The organism is Ruegeria sp. AG1 (assembly GCF_056541705.1).
Genome location: NZ_JBQFYU010000004.1, coordinates 168,560 through 184,311 on the forward strand (window position 1 = coordinate 168,560; position 15,752 = coordinate 184,311).

The following is a 15,752-nucleotide window of genomic DNA, read 5'->3' on the forward strand; positions in this document are numbered from 1 at the left end:
CTGACCTCCTACGGTAACAGTTTTACCCTAGGGCACTGACTTCTGAGTCGTCTGTGAACAAGATCACAAAAGGTCAGATCAAGTCCGATTCAGCCAAAGCGCGCAAAGCTTCGATGTCGTGGATCAGCAATCCGCCCCGCGAAGCTTCGACCACATTGTCGCGTTTCCATATCGAAATGGTTTTCGAGACGGCCTCACGCGTGGCCCCAACGAATTCGGCCAATTCACTTTGCGACAGGGTAATGCGTTCCGTGGGATCGTCCTGCAGAGACGATAGGTGCAGCAGTTTGCGCGCCAGTCGAATCGGCATCGGCAGAAAGACCTGCTCGTTCAACTGCGAGCTCATCGATCGCATGCGCAATCCGGCAAGACGGACCATATCAACAGCAAGATCGGGGTGTTGGCGGATTTGCTCCATCACGTCCCTGCGACGCACGCGCAGAACCCGAGAAGGTTCAGCAGCCGCAACAGTGGCAGTGCGAGGGCCGCTGTCGAACAGAGCGATCTCACCGAAGACCTCGCCCGGGCGCATGAGCGTCAGCGCCAGCTTCCGGCCGCTCATGGCCAGGAAGGACACTTCGAGCGTCCCTTCGACGATGGCATAAAGCGCATCGCCTTCATCGTCCTGATCGAACAGGGTTTCGTTTTTATCCAAAGAGATTTCCGTCGCCAGCGCCGAGAGCATCTCGCGCAGGCCTTCGGATGCATCGGACAGGAAGCCGCTATTTGGGAATACCGCCATTCGGGTACTAATCTCCGGAGTAGGATGGTGAGTGGTTACTCAATTATTCACAGCAAGGTCAACAAGCCAAGTGGTTTCCTTGGATGAGTGTCAAACTGATACCAAAGGGGCTTTGGGTCGACTACTGGCGATCGGGGTCTTCCAGATAGCTTTGCAAGCGGTGGAACTGGTACATCAGGAAGGCCATCAACGCGATGGGAAAGGCGAAGGTTTCGATCTTGACCCAAAGATCGGTGGACATGGTGCGCCAGACGATCTCATTGGCGATGGCCAGAACCGCAAAGCAGGCACAGAGGCGACGGGTCAGGATCATCCAACCTTCGTGTTTCATGGGTAGCATTTCATCCAGAACGTAGGCCAGGTAGGACTTTCCCTGCAGCAACCCGATCCCCAGAATGACTGAGAAGAACCCGTAGACCAGCGTGGTTTTCATCTTGAAGAACCGCTCATCATTGAACCAGGCGGTCAGGCCACCAAAGAAGATCACCATGAAAGCGGTGAAAATCTGCATCCGGCTGAGCTTGCCTGTCAGAAACCACAAGATGCCCATTGCCGCCAGCATCAGCGGGACAAAGAGGATAGTAGCGATGATGAAGCCTGAATACTCGATACCGCCGATCAGAAAACTGTCATCACGCAGTCGCAGGTAGATGAAGAAGAAGGCCAGCGGGGGGCCCAGCTCCAGCACCTGTTTCAGAAACGGATTGATCTCTTTTTTGCCTGTCATCGTGGTGTCCTGCTGTTCATCCGCCCATTTCAACGATTACAGCGCCCAATGCAATCAGTGCCATCAGGGCGATGCGTCTTGGGCCAACGGTTTCTTTCAAAACCAGCCAGCCGATCAAGGCTGCAAATACAGTTGATGTTTCGCGCAGTACAGCCGCTTCTCCGACTTTGTCCAATCGGGTGGCCAGCATGATGGCTCCGAATGACAGTGGCGCGATCAAGCCGCCTGCAAGCCCCCGCAGCATCAGCGGACCTGGGGAAGGGCGGTTGATCATGGCGCGCCATCTGAGGAACGCGTAGATCGGCATCGCGAAGCCGTCGATCATGAAGAACCAGGCCAGAAAGGTGAACGGATCAGCGGTGGCGCGGATGCCATAGGCGTCATAGGTCGTGTAGAGCGCTACGAAGAGACCGGTGGCAATCGCCAGGGTGAGAGCGATGCCTAGAGTCTCACGATTGGTTTCCAGAAACCGGAAATTATACGCGGCCAGACCGAAGATGCCGGCCAGAAGGACGGTCACACCGAACCATTGCGTGCCTGTGAAGGTTTCTCCGAACAGAAGGTAGGCTCCGATTACGGTGAACAGCGGGCCGGTGCCGCGAACGACCGGGTAGACCACCGTGTAGGAGCCTTTGGTATAGGCCAAGGCCTGAAGGATCTTGTAGGTGATGTGGATCAGCCAGACGATGCCGAAGATCGGCCACATATAGGGTTCGGGCCATGGCACGACGAATAGGGCAAAGGGGATCGCCATTAGGCAATAGCAGGCGTCGATGGCCCCACGAGACAGCCACGGATCGTGGCGGCCCTTTTGCAGTGCTCCGAAGACCGCGTGCAGAAAAGCTGCCATCAAGGCGAGGCCTAGGGCGAGGGTGTGGCCCGCTTCGGTGCCTTCGAGTGAGATCAGCCAGTCGCTCAATTGTCAGAACTTGTCCAGTGTGACGAGGCTGGGGGCCGTCTGCCCCCAGACCCCCAGGATATTTTCAGCCAGATGAAGAGGCGGATCAGTTTTGGTCGAGACCTGTTAGCGCGGCCGCGAATTCTTCGGGGTCGAACGGGGCGAGGTCATCTATTTGCTCTCCGACGCCGATGGCGTGGATGGGCAAGCCGAACTTGTCGGCCAGCGCGACCAGCACACCGCCTTTTGCTGTGCCGTCCAGTTTGGTCATCACAAGGCCCGACACATCGGCGAGTTTGCGGAAGGTTTCCACTTGGCTAAGCGCGTTCTGGCCTGTGGTCGCATCTAGGACAAGCAAGGTATTGTGCGGCGCGGTCTCATCGACCTTGCGGATCACGCGGACGATCTTGGCCAGTTCCTCCATCAGGTCGGCACGATTTTGCAGGCGGCCTGCAGTGTCGATCATCAGAAGGTCGGCGCCGTCCTGTTGCGCTTTGGTCAGGGCGTCAAAGGCAAGGCTAGCGGGGTCCGAACCTTCGGGCGCGGTCAGAACCGGGACGCCAGCGCGGTCACCCCAGACCTGCAGTTGTTCTACGGCGGCGGCGCGAAAGGTGTCTCCGGCGGCGATCACGACCTTCTTGCCCGCGGATTTGAACTGGCTGGCCAGTTTGCCGATGGTCGTCGTCTTGCCCGAGCCGTTGACGCCAACCACCAGAACCACTTGCGGGCGTTTGGGGTAGATCGGCAGGGGGCGGGCCACCGGCTCCATCACGCGGGCCACTTCCTGCGCGAGCAGTTGCTTGATTTCACGGGACGAGAGTTTGCGGCCAAAACGCCCCTCAGCCATATTCGAGGTAACGCGTAGGGCCGTATCGACGCCCATGTCCGAGGCGATCAGCAGCTCTTCGAGCTGTTCCAACATATCGTCATCCAGCGTCCGGCGGATTTCGGCCTTGGTTTCCGTACGGCTTAACAGGCGACCCAGCAATCCGCTGGGTACGGGCTGATCTTCTTGCGCCGTGTCGGGTTGCGGTGGAGCTTCCTGCGGTTGCGGTTGCGGTTGCGGTTGCGGTTGCGGTTGCGCAGCAGGTTCAGGCGTCTGCGCCACCGGCTCTGGTGCGGTGGTTTCTTCACCTCCGTCTTCGACAATGGCGTCCAGCCCTTCCTCAAGACGAGACGAGGATTTGAACAGCTTGTCCTTCAGCTTTGAAAAAAACGCCATTTTCGGTCTCCGCAGGTGTTCCCCTCCACCTAATGTGGATTTGCCGGAGTTGCAAAGGGTCAGGTGAAAGCAATCAGTAGTCCAGCCTGCGCGCCCCAATAAAGCGGCCAGACCAGATAGGGCGTCAGCTTCAGCGCCGGGTGGTCTTGGGGCAGCAGAAACTTCTCGGTTGCCAGCACGAGGTCTGAGGCTATGAATGCCAGTGCCGCAGGTAAGGCCCAACGCAGCATTCCGGTCTCGGGCAAAGATAAAACTGCAACGCCCATGCCAAGGATGATCGGGATGTAAATCAGAACCGGGAGTTTCAGCTCTCCGGCGCGTGGGGTGAGCAAAGTGGCGGCAACGATCCCGAGAATGAGGAGCGACCAGAAATATCCCGGCCGTTCCAGAATGAGGTCAAAGTTGCTGCTGGGGTGCGTCAGGAAAAGCGCGATATAAGCGATATGGCCAGCGGCAAACGCGCCGATCCCTGCCATGAAGGTGGTGTCGGACTCTCGCGACAGCAGAGCATCCCCAACCGCGCAGAGGCCCAATGCGACAACCAGCAAGGTCGCGCCACCGCTGAAGAGGGCGACGAGGGCCAGCACAGCCACCGACGCGGTTTTCAGAACGGTACGGCGCGCGCTTGCCGGGCGCGGGGACATCGGCAAATAGGCCAAGGCGCAAGCGGCGGCGAGCCAGAATAGCAGGTGTGTCACTTCGGTCCCCTCTGTCGAATTCGGGACCACTGTTCTTTGCGGTGGCACGCGGCACAATAATGACGTGGCGGCAGGCGAATACCGGCGTGGTGATTGGCCATGCCCGCCCGCATCTGACACTATGGCCTCATGTTGAGGCATCTCGTGATTCTATTGGCGCTGTCGGCGCAGACGGCGGGCGCGCAAACGGCGCTGTCCGGGGCCGAGTTCGATGAGTACACGCGGGGCAAAACCCTGTTTTATGGTTTTGAAGGGAAGGTTTATGGGGTTGAGCGATACTTGCCCAACCGCCGCGTGATCTGGTCGTTTTTGGACGGACAGTGCAAAGAAGGCGTCTGGTATCAGCGCGAGGATCAAATCTGTTTCGTCTACGAGGACCGGCTGGACCCGCAATGCTGGGTATTCACCAAGTCGGGCGGTGGTCTGATCGCGCAGTTCGAAGGCGACCCACAGGCGACTGAACTCTATGAGGCGGAAGACCTCGGGGAAGAGATGGTGTGTCTGGGGCCTGAAGTTGGGGTTTAACCTCTAGAACAGCGATCCCTGATCCGGCGCGTCGGGTTTGGGTTTTTTCGCGGCAGGGCGGCCAGCGGAGCCCGTCGTCAGGCGACCGTCCGAGAATTCGATCTCAAGCACCGCGTGTTTGCCAGCCTGAGCCTTGGTGGTCACGACGTCACCCTCGGCGCGCACAACCGCATAGCCCCGCGCCAGCGTTGCCTTGTAGCTGAGCGTTTCGCGTAGGCGGTCGGTTGCTGTCAGTTGTTGGCGCAGACGCTCCAGTCGGACGGTTTGGGCCGCGTTCAGCCGCTCAGCCAGTCGGGCGGTAGCCTGACGTTGTTGTTCTATCTCGCGCTGGATCGGGCGGAGGGAGAGGCGCGAAGACAGGTTGCGCAGATGTTCCTGACGGGAGGAGACGACGCCTCGCAAAGTCGAGGGACGCAGATGAGCCGACATCTCAACCAGTTGTAGGCGGCGGTTTTGCACCCCGCGATTCAAGGCGGGTGTTAGGCGTTCTGCAATCAGATCAAGACGTTGCCGTGGAGAGTTCAACAAGCTATCCGGGCGTGGCAACGCGCGCGAGACGTCATGCAGGCGTTGCGCACGGCGCTGAACCGCATCGCTGGCGGCCCGCGAAAGGCGCGCGCCTTGTTCGTTGGTCCAGGCCATCAACTCCATCCGCACGGGGACGGCCAATTCGGCTGCGGCTGTTGGCGTAGGCGCGCGGCGATCGGAGACAAAGTCGATCAGCGTCGTGTCCGTCTCGTGCCCCACGGCTGAGATCAGCGGGATTTCTGATGCCGCAGCCGCGCGGGCCACGTTTTCTTCGTTAAACCCCCATAGGTCTTCTATTGAGCCGCCACCGCGCGCGACGATGATTAGATCGGGGCGGGGCAGCGCGCCACCTGGCGTCAGCGCGTTGAAGCCTTCGATGGCGCGGGTCACCTCGGGCGCACAATTTGCACCCTGCACGGCGACAGGCCAGATCAGGACCTTTCGGGGAAACCGGTCGCGCAGGCGATGCAGGATATCGCGGATCACCGCCCCGGATGGTGAGGTGACGACGCCGATGATCTGGGGCAGGTAGGGCAGCGGCTTCTTGCGTTCGGGCGCGAATAGTCCTTCGGCCGCTAGCTGTTTCTTGCGCTTTTCCAGCAGTGCCATCAGCGCGCCTTGGCCAGCGACCGCGACCTCATCAACATTCATGTTGTATTTGGATTGCGCGCCGAATGCTGTGAGGCGACCGGTGACGACGACCTCCAACCCTTCTTCGGGAACAACGGACAGGCCGGAAATCTGACCTTTCCAGGTGGTACAGGCCAGAACGTTCCGGTCGTCCTTTATGTCATAATACAGGTGACCCGAGCGCGCCTTGAACACGCGACCGACCTCGCCGCGTACACGGATTCGCCCGAACGAGCCCTCGAGCGTGCGCTTCACCTCGCCAGAAATCTCGGAAACCGAGTATTCAGGGGTGTTTTGGCCGGGAATTGGGTCGTCAAGCAGGTCGGACATTTCAGCGCCTTGTGTCAAATGCCGTGCCAGCTTAGAACGCCGCGCAGGCGAGGCCAAGCAGATCGGAGATGACCCAATGAACATTCTTATTCTCGGCAGCGGTGGGCGTGAACACAGCCTCGCTTGGGCGGTGATGCAGAACCCCAAATGCGACCGTCTGATCGTTGCGCCAGGCAATGCCGGGATCGCTCAGATCGCCGAATGCGCTTCGCTGGATATCGAGAATGGCGGTGCGGTGGTCAATTTCGCCGAGGCCAACGCGATAGACTTCGTGATCGTCGGCCCCGAGGCCCCTCTGGCCGCTGGCGTGGCCGACCGGCTACGTGAAGCCGGTGTGCTGGTGCTTGGCCCCTCTGCCGAAGCGGCTCGGTTGGAAGCCTCGAAGAGCTTCACCAAAGAGGTTTGCGATGAATCCGGTGCGCCTACCGCCGCCTATGCACGGTTCACCGAAGCCGCGCCCGCCAAGGCCTACATCCAAGAGCAGGGCGCCCCGATCGTGGTCAAGGCTGATGGTCTTGCGGCGGGCAAAGGCGTCATTGTGGCTATGGACGAGCAGACCGCTCTGGACGCAATTGACGACATGTTTGGCGGGGCCTTCGGTGGGGCGGGTGCCGAGGTTGTCATCGAAGAGTTTATGGATGGCGAAGAGGCCTCGCTGTTCGTTCTCTGCGATGGAGAGAACATCCTGTCCATCGGCACCGCGCAGGACCACAAGCGCGTGGGCGAGGGGGATACAGGTCTGAACACCGGTGGGATGGGGGCCTATTCCCCGGCTCCGGTTCTGAGCGCCGAGATTGAGGCGCGCGCGATGGATGAAATCATCCGCCCAACCATGGCCGAGATGAAGCGCCGGGGCGCGCCGTTCCAAGGGGTTCTCTACGCTGGTCTGATGATCAAGGACGGGCGGCCGCGTTTGGTGGAATACAACGTCCGGTTTGGTGATCCCGAATGTCAGGTTTTGATGATGCGTCTTGGGGCGCAGGCGATGGATCTGATGCATGCCGCAGCCGAAGGGCGCTTGGATGAGACGCGCGTGAACTGGGCCGATGATCATGCGATGACCATTGTCATGGCTGCCAACGGGTATCCGGGTGCTTATGAGAAAGGCTCGGTTATCAAGGGCTTGGACAACCTTCCTGAAGACAGCAGTAACATGGTGTTCCACGCGGGAACAAAGGCCGTAGAGGGCCAGATTCAAGCGGTTGGCGGACGTGTTCTGAATGTCACCGCCCGAGGCGCAACGTTGCAAGAGGCGCGGGATCGGGCCTATGAAATGGTTGACGGGGTGGATTGGCCCGAGGGCTTTTATCGCCGCGATATTGGGTGGCGGGCGCTTTGACTTTGATGTGGGTCAGGGGGCTTTGCCCCCTCGGCCTGCGGCCTCACCCCCAGGATATTTTTAGCCAGATGAAGCTCGGATCAGCATTTCAAGGCTTGGTCCAGACTTTGGCGGCCTGTGAAGGGGCCGAGGTCTGACGTGGTCCATCCACTGTTGTAGGTGACGCTGATGATGCGTGACCAGTCGGCGCTGGCTGTGATCAGTTCTGGCGTCTCGCCGCAGTCACGCAGGCCACCAGAGATATAGTCTTCGCCGATACGGTGATTGGTTAGGCCCGGCAGTGAAGCGATCTCGGCCAACGCGCCCTCTTTGTAGCGCCAGATGCGAAGGGTTTTGGCGAGGTGAGGGCGGTCGATATAAGCGATCTCGGTATAGCCATCGCCATCCAGATCGGCGGCTCCGATCGGGGCAAGCCAGCGGAAGCGGGTTCCGATATGCGGGGTGGCAGCGATCTTTGTGCCGCTTGCGTCGTAGATTGCAAGTTGTGCGCCAATTTGAGCTTGGGATTCGACTACGATTACTTCGGGCGCTCCGTCCGAGTCCATATCAACCAGTCGGGGAGAAAGGTCTTCGAAAACCCGATCTTGGGGCAGGCGTATCGTCCGCAATGTTTGCACATTGTCTGAACCGCGCGTTTCGACCCAGAGTTTCAATGCGCCGTATTCCACGTTGTCCCCCAATACGCCATGGGCATAGCGTGTTGTGGGTTCGGTAAATCGGGCTTCGATGATTTCCCCTGATGTCGCAGCAGACGCCACGCCCGCCAGCAATAGGCACAGCATCAGTGTCGCGCCGCGTGCCCGACGGTGCCAAGGGCGGACGGGGGGACGCGGTGCTTTGGAATGCATCAGATCTGTTTTTCCGGCATTTGCACGACCAGACCGTCCAATGCGTCCGTGACCTTGATTTGGCAGGTCAGGCGCGAGCGGGCGGGATCGGGCTCATATGCAAAGTCCAGCATGTCCTCTTCCATGTCGTCCTTGGCGGGGATTTTCTCAACCCAGTCGGGGTGGATGTAGACGTGGCAGGTCGAGCAGGCGCAAGCGCCGCCGCAATCGGCCTCGATGCCGGGAATGTTGTTGTCTCGGGCCCCTTCCATAACGGTCAGCCCATTGGCGACGTCGACTGTATGTTCAGTACCGCTATGCTCGACATAGGTGATCTTTGCCATGGCTTGCGTCTTCCTTTTGCGATGTTCGAATTCTTCCTTAATCAAGGCATTTAGGTCTTTCTAGCCTCATTTGCGACTCTGTGCGCCGCGTCTGGACTTTCTGCGCAATTGTTCTATTTTTGTTCTCATGCTTGTTGCCGCGACTTGTCCTGATGTTTCAAACCGAACCTGGCCCTGCCCGCCTGCCTGTTTGCCCGCCAACCGGCTGGATCAGCCACCCGAAGGCGCGCGGGTGGCGGTGGCGGGTCTGGTAATCCTGCGACAGCGGCCCGGAACCGCCAAAGGGGTGATCTTTCTGACGCTTGAGGATGAGACGGGGATCGTGAACATCGTGGTCTGGCGCAAGATCTACGAACAATTCCGCCGCGCGGTGATCTCGGGGCGTTTGCTGAGGGTCACGGGCCGAATGCAGAAGGCCGACGCCGTGATCCATGTAATTGCGGAAGAGATCGAGGATATCTCGGGAATGCTGGATGTTCTGGTGCGGGGAGAGGGGTGATGTCTACAAAGGCGACAGCCTATCTGCCGATTACCACCGCCCCGAAGCGCCACCTCCGCCTGAACGCCCTCCGCCAAAACCACCACTGCTGCCGCTGTTATTGGAAACCTGTGCGATGTAATAGGAAAACTCTTCATTATACCCACAGTAAGAACATTCGACCCGGCGCACACCCGAGCCAGGCATTGAGGTGGTCGGCCGCAATATGACACGACGGCTCTGACGAATGCTGCGTTGACCACAGTTTGGGCATTTGCGGAAACGAGCCAGCACATCGCCCAAAAAATCGCGCCCTTTCATCACAACAACAAAGATTGCAAACGCCGCAAAAAGAAACAGTGGAAGTTCATCATCCTGAGATTTGACCGGGCTGTCTTCGCCGGCTCGAAATGGCATGATGATATCGTCGATGACTGCCTTTGTTCCCGTCTTGATCCCGCTAGGATAATCACCGTTTTTGAACGCCGGCAGGAAATCGCTGTTTACGATATGCCGAGCGGTAGAATCCCACGTCCGGGCATAGGCCGCCCCTAGTTCGATACGCATCTCGCGGTCGTCGCGCAAAACCAAAATCAAAACACCATCATTGCGTGTGGCGTTGCCGATTCCCCAGTTGTTGAACAGCCCGGTGGCAAACTGCTCAAGGGTTTGATTCTGAGAATAATCTGACTTTCTAGCAAGAGTTACCACAGTCATTTCGACGCCGGTCTCATGGCGCAGTCGATCAAGCTGTTTGGACAGAGACACCTCTTCAGGTGCAGCTAACAAATCAGCAAAATCGTTTACTGTCGTAGTTTGCGGATCCGGATAGGTTTGGGCCGCAGCTGCACTAGCGAAAAACAAAAGGAAAAGAATCAGTCTCATTTAAATCGAATTATTTCAACAATATGTTTGCATTTAGACGCGACAATTCATCGCTTGAACAAAACACTCTGCGCTTGTTTGCTACTGTGATCCCCACGCAGCTCGGCGTGTAGCGCGCGTCCGGCTTGAACGGCGGGGCGGGCGCTGACGGCCTCTAGCCAGCGGGTGAAGTGAGGCTTGTCGTCCAGAACCTGCTGTTGACCCTCCCAAAGGCTCGCCCAACCCCAGATCGACATATCCGCGATCGAGTAAAAATCACCCGCGACATACTCGTTCTCGGCCAGACGCCGATCCAGCACGCCGTAAAGCCGGGCGACTTCGGTCCGGTAGCGATCTTTGGCGTAGGGCAGGTCTTGCGGAGGCTCTAGGTTGGGGGCGTATTTCAGGAAGTGATGCGCCTGACCAGCCATGGGACCAACGCCGCCCATCTGCCACATCAGCCATTCTTCTACCGCAACCCTGTCCCGTTCGGTCGCGCCATAAAACCGACCGGACTTGCGTGCCAGATACATCAGGATCGCGCCACTTTCGAAAACCGTGATTGGCGAACCATCAGGCCCATCCGGATCGACGATCGCGGGCATGCGGTTATTGGGTGAGATCTTCAGAAACTCCGGATCGAACTGGTCACCCTTGCCAATATTGATCAGATGGGTGGTGTAGGGCAGCTCCATCTCTTCCAATGCGATGGAGGCTTTCCAACCGTTCGGGGTGGGCCAGAAATACAGGTCGATCATGATGTCTCCTCAAGCTGAGGGGATCATGAAGCTTTCTGAGCAAACGGCAAGAGGCCCTGTGGGCGGGGTAGGGCAAAAAACCGTGACCAGCGCCTGTGCGGTTTTTCGGGGATACCGTGTTTGAGCCTTTGCAGACTGAGGCGCTCGGGATCGCGCAGCAAGGCGTTGTAGACGCGCAGCACGCCGGGGCGCGTGTAGCTGGACCAATGGCAGATACGCCGGTCGGGCGCGGCGAGCGGGAAGATCAGCGCCGACAGGTGATCCACAGTGGCAGGGCAATCGATCTGCAATGTGACCGAGTTTGGTGCCGTCAGGCCCGCGCCAATGCTGAGATCACCACGACGGGGTGGCTGGATAAAGGTTTCATAAAGAAAGTCGAATAGATCGTTCTCGCGGCTGATGATGTTGATGAACTCAGCCGCGCGACCGGCAGGTGTGGTCAGGGCCGCGACGGTGCGGGATTGATAGGCAGCCCCGGTAAGAGAAATGATCCGGCTGAGCGCGCCGGGTGGAATGTGATGCAGAGCCTCCAGCGCCACTTCGATACCCATGGAATGGCCGATGAAATGGATCGGACGCTTTGGGTTCGAATGATGCACTTGACGAATGACGTCAGCCAGTACCTTGCCCGCTTCAACGGCACGACGTTGCGCTGACCAGAGCGGGCCCCGCGCGTCCCAACCAACGGCAATTGCAAGACCTTCGTTCTCAAACCCGCCACCAAAACCCAGATGTTGCGGCCAACTGGGGCTGTACCAGGGCATCGCCTTGGGATGCAGCGACAGAATATGCCGGTGTGGGCAGGCACCTGCATCGTCGGGCCGATACTTGTATCCGTGGGTCATGATAATGACTGGTCCGTCGGATTGCTGGGCCTCTTGCACAGCCTCGATCAGGGGTCGGGAACTACCATGCAACTCAGCACGTCCGTTGACAGCATTGATCCTGATTACTGGCATAGCTCTGCCCCATACAAGATGTTGTGGTGTCGCTTTGTCATGGCGCTATGACGTTTCCGTGAATGAACGATTACAGAACCGTGACGTTGCAGGTGTCGGGCTTGACGAATTCGCAACTGCGGCGTAAGGGCAACAACACCACGTGGCGATTTGTTACCGGATTGCGGGCCACGCTAAACAACACCGCTAAAAGGTCAGGATGAAAGGCCCCTTTCGCTTGACCGCGTCTGGGGTTTTTTTGATGCGCCTCGGGGAGCGAGGCCGAAAGGAATGACATGAGCGAGAACTGGACCAAACGCACCCAAGCCGTCCATGGCGGCATCCGTCGCAGTCAGTACAACGAGGTGAGCGAAGCGATTTTCCTAACCCAGGGCTTCGTATACGACACTGCCGAGCAGGCCGAGGCCCGGTTCCTGGAGTGTGGCCCGGATGAGTTCATCTATGCGCGCTATGGCAACCCGACAGTATCGATGTTCGAACAGCGTATCGCGGCGCTGGAAGGGGCCGAAGATGCGTTTGCCACGGCGTCCGGCATGGCAGCTGTCAATGGTGCGTTGACCTCGATGCTGAAAGCGGGGGACCATGTGGTCTCGGCCAAGGCGCTGTTCGGATCGTGTCTGTTCATTCTGGAAAACATCCTGACCCGCTATGGTGTCGAGGTGACGTTTGTCGACGGCACAGATCTTGACCAGTGGGAGGCGGCGATCCGCCCGGACACAAAGGCCGTGTTCTTCGAATCCATGTCGAACCCGACGCTCGAGGTGATCGACATTACCGCCGTTGCGGAACTGGCCCATTCGGTCGGAGCTTTGGTTCTGGTGGACAACGTGTTCTCGACCCCGGTGTTCTCGCGCGCGGTCGAACAGGGCGCGGATGTGGTGATCTATTCGGCGACCAAACATATCGACGGGCAGGGCCGGGCGCTGGGTGGTGTGATCCTAGGCACCAAGGAGTTCATCCGAGGCACGGTCGAACCCTACATGAAGCATACCGGCGGAGCACTTAGCCCGTTCAGCGCTTGGATCATGCTGAAGGGTCTCGAGACGATGGCCTTGAGGGTCAACGCCCAGGCTGCAACGGCGCAGGCGGTGGCCGAGGCGCTGGAAGGTCACTCGGCGCTGGAACGGACGCTTTATCCGGGCCTGAAAACCCATGCGCAGAACGCTCTCGTGCAGACGCAGCTCGGGGGCAAGGGCGGAACCGTACTGTCTTTGGACATCAAGGGCGGCAAGAACGCAGCCTTTGCGTTTCTCAATGCGCTGACGATCCCGGTGATCTCGAACAATCTGGGGGATGCGAAATCCATCGCGACCCATCCGGCAACCACAACCCATCAGCGTCTGAGCGATGAGCAGAAAGAAGAACTGGGCATCACACCCGGTCTGATCCGCCTGTCCATTGGTCTCGAGGATGCGGACGATCTGTTGGCCGATATCCAACACGCGTTGGACGTCTCGCAGGGGCAGTAGAAAACGCCTCGAACTGGTGATGTTACAGGCAGAGAGGTGGTGCAACCTGCCTCTCTGATCCGCCGAGGTTGGCGTAAACTGTGTCGCTGCCGCGCGCAGAATGCCGGATTTACGCTGGGTTTTTTCGATCCATCCTGTTAATTGGCCCGTATCGGGTTAAACTGGATACTGAACTTCAGCCGTTTGAATTTCGACGGCCAACCGAGGAACCTCAGCCTATGAATGTTCACCCCCGTGACATCGACGACGCCCCAAACCGGGAACAGGCCGCAGAAGCGCTGAAATTGCTGCGGCAATGGGCCAAGACCGCGCCTGCGGCCGAGATCAGCCAGCTGGACCCGTCCTTGGCGCGGCTCGTGCCCGGCATGTCGGCGGTGAACTATCCGTCCCTGTCACGTGAATATCCCGAAGGTTTTGTCGCGGATGAGGCATATCGGGCCACATTGCCAGACCTGCAAAACGGCCCGTCCAGCCTGATCCGGGGGGCCAAGCAGCAGATCCAGCATGTGGGCATCTCGAACTTTCGCCTGCCGATCCGTTTTCACCGCAAAGATGGGGACGACCTGACGCTTGAGACTTCGGTCACCGGCACAGTGAGCCTTGAGGCAGAAAAGAAGGGCATCAACATGTCCCGTATCATGCGGTCCTTCTACAAACACGCCGAGCGGACCTTCAGCTTTGAGGTGATGGAGGCTGCGCTAAGCGACTATCTGACCGACCTCGACAGTTTCGACGCGCGTCTGCAGATGCGCTTTTCCTATCCGGCCAAGGTCAAAAGCCTGCGTTCTGGCCTCGAGGGTTACCAGTATTACGACATCGCGCTGGAGCTGATCGAACAGAACGGTGTGCGCCAGAAGATCATGCATCTGGACTATGTCTATTCGTCGACCTGTCCTTGCTCGTTAGAACTGAGCGAGCATGCCCGGTCGCAGCGCGGACAGTTGGCGACGCCGCACTCGCAGCGCTCGGTCGCGCGGATTTCGGTACTGGTGGATTGCGACGCCGACTGCCTGTGGTTCGAAGACCTGATCGAGCTGTGCCGCCGTGCGGTTCCGACGGAAACACAGGTCATGGTCAAGCGCGAGGATGAACAGGCCTTTGCCGAACTGAACGCGGCCAATCCGATCTTTGTCGAAGACGCTGCGCGCCTGTTCTGCGCCGAATTGCTGGCCGATCATCACGTGGGCGATTTCCGTGTGATCGCCAGCCATCAGGAAAGCCTGCACAGCCATGATGCAGTCTCGATCCTGACGGAAGGGCCCACATTTGCGACCTCCAGCCTTGATCCGCGTCTGTTCACGACCTTATTCCACGTGGGTTAACCCTCCGGAGATGCGGAAAATTTAGCCGCGCCCTCTCAAAAACAGCGCTTTTTCGCCGCAATGCAGCAAAACCTGCTGCGTCTGCGTGGTAAATGGGCTATCAAGGCAGGGAATGCAGCTGCCGCTTGCCCGTTATAAAACGGGTGTGCCGCCCCCGGAAGGAAGCCGAGACGTGCGACGCCTTGGACTGCAAGACCCCGCCAACCGCCCGAGTGATCGGCGCGGACTGGGCATCCCTCTCTCAGTGTTCCGGCTGCATCGCTTTTACAGGAGAGACATGTCATGAACCCAATTTCCCAACCGTTGGAGCTACAGGCGGCTGCAATGCGCGTGGCTGGATACGCCGTGGTCAGCCAGATGAAGATTATGCAGATCATGGCCCTGTCGGCCATGGAACTGCCGATGGCGCCCTTGCACGCGCTGCGCAACACGGCATCGGAGCCAGCGCCGGCCAAACCTGCAGCAAAACGTGCGACGGCACCTAAACCTGTTGCCAAACCGGCTGCAAAACCTGCTCCGGCCAAGCGGGCCTCGACTGCCAAGAAGGCGCAGCCCAAACCCGCCGTGTCGAAGCCTAAGGCCGAACCGGTTGCAAAATTCACCGCCAATCCGCGCCCGGCGGCAAAACCTGCAGCCGCCAAAGTTGCCCCCGCACCTGCAACGCCTAAACCGGCGGCTAAGGCTGCGCCGGCGGCAGCAAAGCCCAAACCGGTTGCTAAGGCTACCCCAGTAGCAGCAAAGCCCAAAACAGTTGCCAAGGCAGCGCCTGCACCGGCGACATCCAAACCCGCGGCCAAGGCTGCCCCTGAGCCCGCAACACCTAAACCTGCGGCCAAGGCAATTCCGGCAAAAACCGTGGCTAAAAAGGCGGCACCGGCCAAAACTCCGGCGGCCCCCAAGACTGCGCCAAAACCCGCGGCCAAGGCACCAAGTGCGGCACCGGCCAAAGCGGCTGCAGCGACGACAGAGTCCCCTAAACCGGCCCCTCGCAAGACGCGCGCGCCGTCTAAACCGCCCGCGATGCCCAAGGTCGTAGCGAAATCCGACGAGTAATCGGGGTCATCTGCTTGACACGGTCGGGCTGGCGCGCCA

At 59.1% G+C, this 15,752-nt stretch carries 17 protein-coding genes and 1 riboswitch; of the genes, 6 read left to right on the forward strand and 11 right to left on the reverse strand.

Annotated elements, in window-relative coordinates; genetic code table 11:
• Window positions 1-73: 73 nt before the first annotated feature.
• The 5 genes from ACR0B5_RS07305 to ACR0B5_RS07325 form a co-directional block, all read right to left on the reverse strand.
• Window positions 74-742 (reverse strand): Crp/Fnr family transcriptional regulator, encoded by a 669-nt coding sequence (locus tag ACR0B5_RS07305; RefSeq protein ID WP_170376330.1) that lies wholly within the window; start codon window positions 740-742, stop codon window positions 74-76.
• 121 nt (window positions 743-863) lie between these two features.
• Entirely contained in the window at window positions 864-1,469 is a 606-nt protein-coding gene (locus ACR0B5_RS07310) for an inner membrane-spanning protein YciB (RefSeq protein WP_170376332.1), read from the reverse strand.
• A 16-nt stretch (window positions 1,470-1,485) separates the two neighbouring features.
• A complete protein-coding gene (locus ACR0B5_RS07315; RefSeq protein ID WP_480539552.1) occupies window positions 1,486-2,388 on the reverse strand; it encodes an EamA family transporter in 903 nt (300 codons plus the stop codon).
• Between the two features lie 85 nt (window positions 2,389-2,473).
• Window positions 2,474-3,589, reverse strand: a complete 1,116-nt coding sequence (ftsY, locus tag ACR0B5_RS07320; RefSeq protein ID WP_480539554.1) for a signal recognition particle-docking protein FtsY — start codon at window positions 3,587-3,589, stop codon at window positions 2,474-2,476.
• 59 nt (window positions 3,590-3,648) lie between these two features.
• The gene (locus ACR0B5_RS07325) at window positions 3,649-4,287 is read right to left on the reverse strand and encodes a lysoplasmalogenase (RefSeq protein ID WP_480539557.1); all 639 of its coding nucleotides are present in this window, start codon (window positions 4,285-4,287) and stop codon (window positions 3,649-3,651) included.
• Window positions 4,288-4,416: 129 nt separating this feature from the next.
• On the opposite strand from ACR0B5_RS07325, the gene ACR0B5_RS07330 reads away from it, so the two are divergent.
• Window positions 4,417-4,812 carry a hypothetical protein gene (locus ACR0B5_RS07330; RefSeq protein ID WP_480539559.1) on the forward strand — a complete coding sequence of 132 codons (396 nt, stop codon included), beginning with the start codon at window positions 4,417-4,419 and terminating at the stop codon, window positions 4,810-4,812.
• A 3-nt stretch (window positions 4,813-4,815) separates the two neighbouring features.
• On the opposite strand, the gene xseA is transcribed toward ACR0B5_RS07330, so the two are convergent.
• Window positions 4,816-6,300: an exodeoxyribonuclease VII large subunit gene (xseA, locus tag ACR0B5_RS07335; RefSeq protein WP_480539561.1), complete on the reverse strand. Its 1,485-nt coding sequence runs from the start codon at window positions 6,298-6,300 to the stop codon at window positions 4,816-4,818.
• 76 nt (window positions 6,301-6,376) lie between these two features.
• Here xseA and purD point away from each other — a divergent pair, with 76 nt between their 5' ends.
• Window positions 6,377-7,639, forward strand: coding sequence for a phosphoribosylamine--glycine ligase (purD, locus tag ACR0B5_RS07340; protein ID WP_480539563.1), 1,263 nt, complete (start codon window positions 6,377-6,379; stop codon window positions 7,637-7,639).
• A gap of 80 nt (window positions 7,640-7,719) precedes the next feature.
• Here purD and ACR0B5_RS07345 read toward each other — a convergent pair whose 3' ends face one another.
• Together ACR0B5_RS07345 and ACR0B5_RS07350 are read right to left on the reverse strand one after the other, a co-directional pair.
• Window positions 7,720-8,421, reverse strand: a complete 702-nt coding sequence (locus tag ACR0B5_RS07345) for an FG-GAP repeat domain-containing protein (RefSeq protein WP_480539565.1) — start codon at window positions 8,419-8,421, stop codon at window positions 7,720-7,722.
• 65 nt (window positions 8,422-8,486) lie between these two features.
• Window positions 8,487-8,810, reverse strand: coding sequence for a 2Fe-2S iron-sulfur cluster-binding protein (locus tag ACR0B5_RS07350; RefSeq protein ID WP_170376365.1), 324 nt, complete (start codon window positions 8,808-8,810; stop codon window positions 8,487-8,489).
• Window positions 8,811-8,937: 127 nt separating this feature from the next.
• Here ACR0B5_RS07350 and ACR0B5_RS07355 point away from each other — a divergent pair, with 127 nt between their 5' ends.
• Window positions 8,938-9,309 carry an OB-fold nucleic acid binding domain-containing protein gene (locus ACR0B5_RS07355; protein WP_480539567.1) on the forward strand — a complete coding sequence of 124 codons (372 nt, stop codon included), beginning with the start codon at window positions 8,938-8,940 and terminating at the stop codon, window positions 9,307-9,309.
• 30 nt (window positions 9,310-9,339) lie between these two features.
• Here ACR0B5_RS07355 and ACR0B5_RS07360 read toward each other — a convergent pair whose 3' ends face one another.
• From ACR0B5_RS07360 to ACR0B5_RS07370, 3 genes are read right to left on the reverse strand one after another with little or no spacing between them, the layout of a single operon-like run.
• Window positions 9,340-10,173, reverse strand: a complete 834-nt coding sequence (locus ACR0B5_RS07360) for a TPM domain-containing protein (RefSeq protein ID WP_480539569.1) — start codon at window positions 10,171-10,173, stop codon at window positions 9,340-9,342.
• A 47-nt stretch (window positions 10,174-10,220) separates the two neighbouring features.
• The gene (locus ACR0B5_RS07365; protein WP_480539571.1) at window positions 10,221-10,910 is read right to left on the reverse strand and encodes a glutathione S-transferase N-terminal domain-containing protein; all 690 of its coding nucleotides are present in this window, start codon (window positions 10,908-10,910) and stop codon (window positions 10,221-10,223) included.
• A gap of 23 nt (window positions 10,911-10,933) precedes the next feature.
• Window positions 10,934-11,869, reverse strand: a complete 936-nt coding sequence (locus ACR0B5_RS07370; RefSeq protein ID WP_480539572.1) for a DUF726 domain-containing protein — start codon at window positions 11,867-11,869, stop codon at window positions 10,934-10,936.
• 132 nt (window positions 11,870-12,001) lie between these two features.
• Window positions 12,002-12,079: riboswitch (SAM riboswitch) on the forward strand.
• A 65-nt stretch (window positions 12,080-12,144) separates the two neighbouring features.
• Here ACR0B5_RS07370 and metZ point away from each other — a divergent pair.
• From metZ to ACR0B5_RS07385, 3 genes are all read left to right on the forward strand, one after another.
• Window positions 12,145-13,338 (forward strand): O-succinylhomoserine sulfhydrylase, encoded by a 1,194-nt coding sequence (gene metZ, locus ACR0B5_RS07375; RefSeq protein WP_480539574.1) that lies wholly within the window; start codon window positions 12,145-12,147, stop codon window positions 13,336-13,338.
• Between the two features lie 218 nt (window positions 13,339-13,556).
• The gene (folE2, locus tag ACR0B5_RS07380) at window positions 13,557-14,660 is read left to right on the forward strand and encodes a GTP cyclohydrolase FolE2 (RefSeq protein ID WP_480539576.1); all 1,104 of its coding nucleotides are present in this window, start codon (window positions 13,557-13,559) and stop codon (window positions 14,658-14,660) included.
• A 282-nt stretch (window positions 14,661-14,942) separates the two neighbouring features.
• On the forward strand, window positions 14,943-15,713 hold the full coding sequence (locus ACR0B5_RS07385; RefSeq protein ID WP_480539578.1) for a hypothetical protein: 771 nt from the start codon (window positions 14,943-14,945) through the stop codon (window positions 15,711-15,713).
• The last annotated feature ends 39 nt before the right edge of the window (window positions 15,714-15,752 follow it).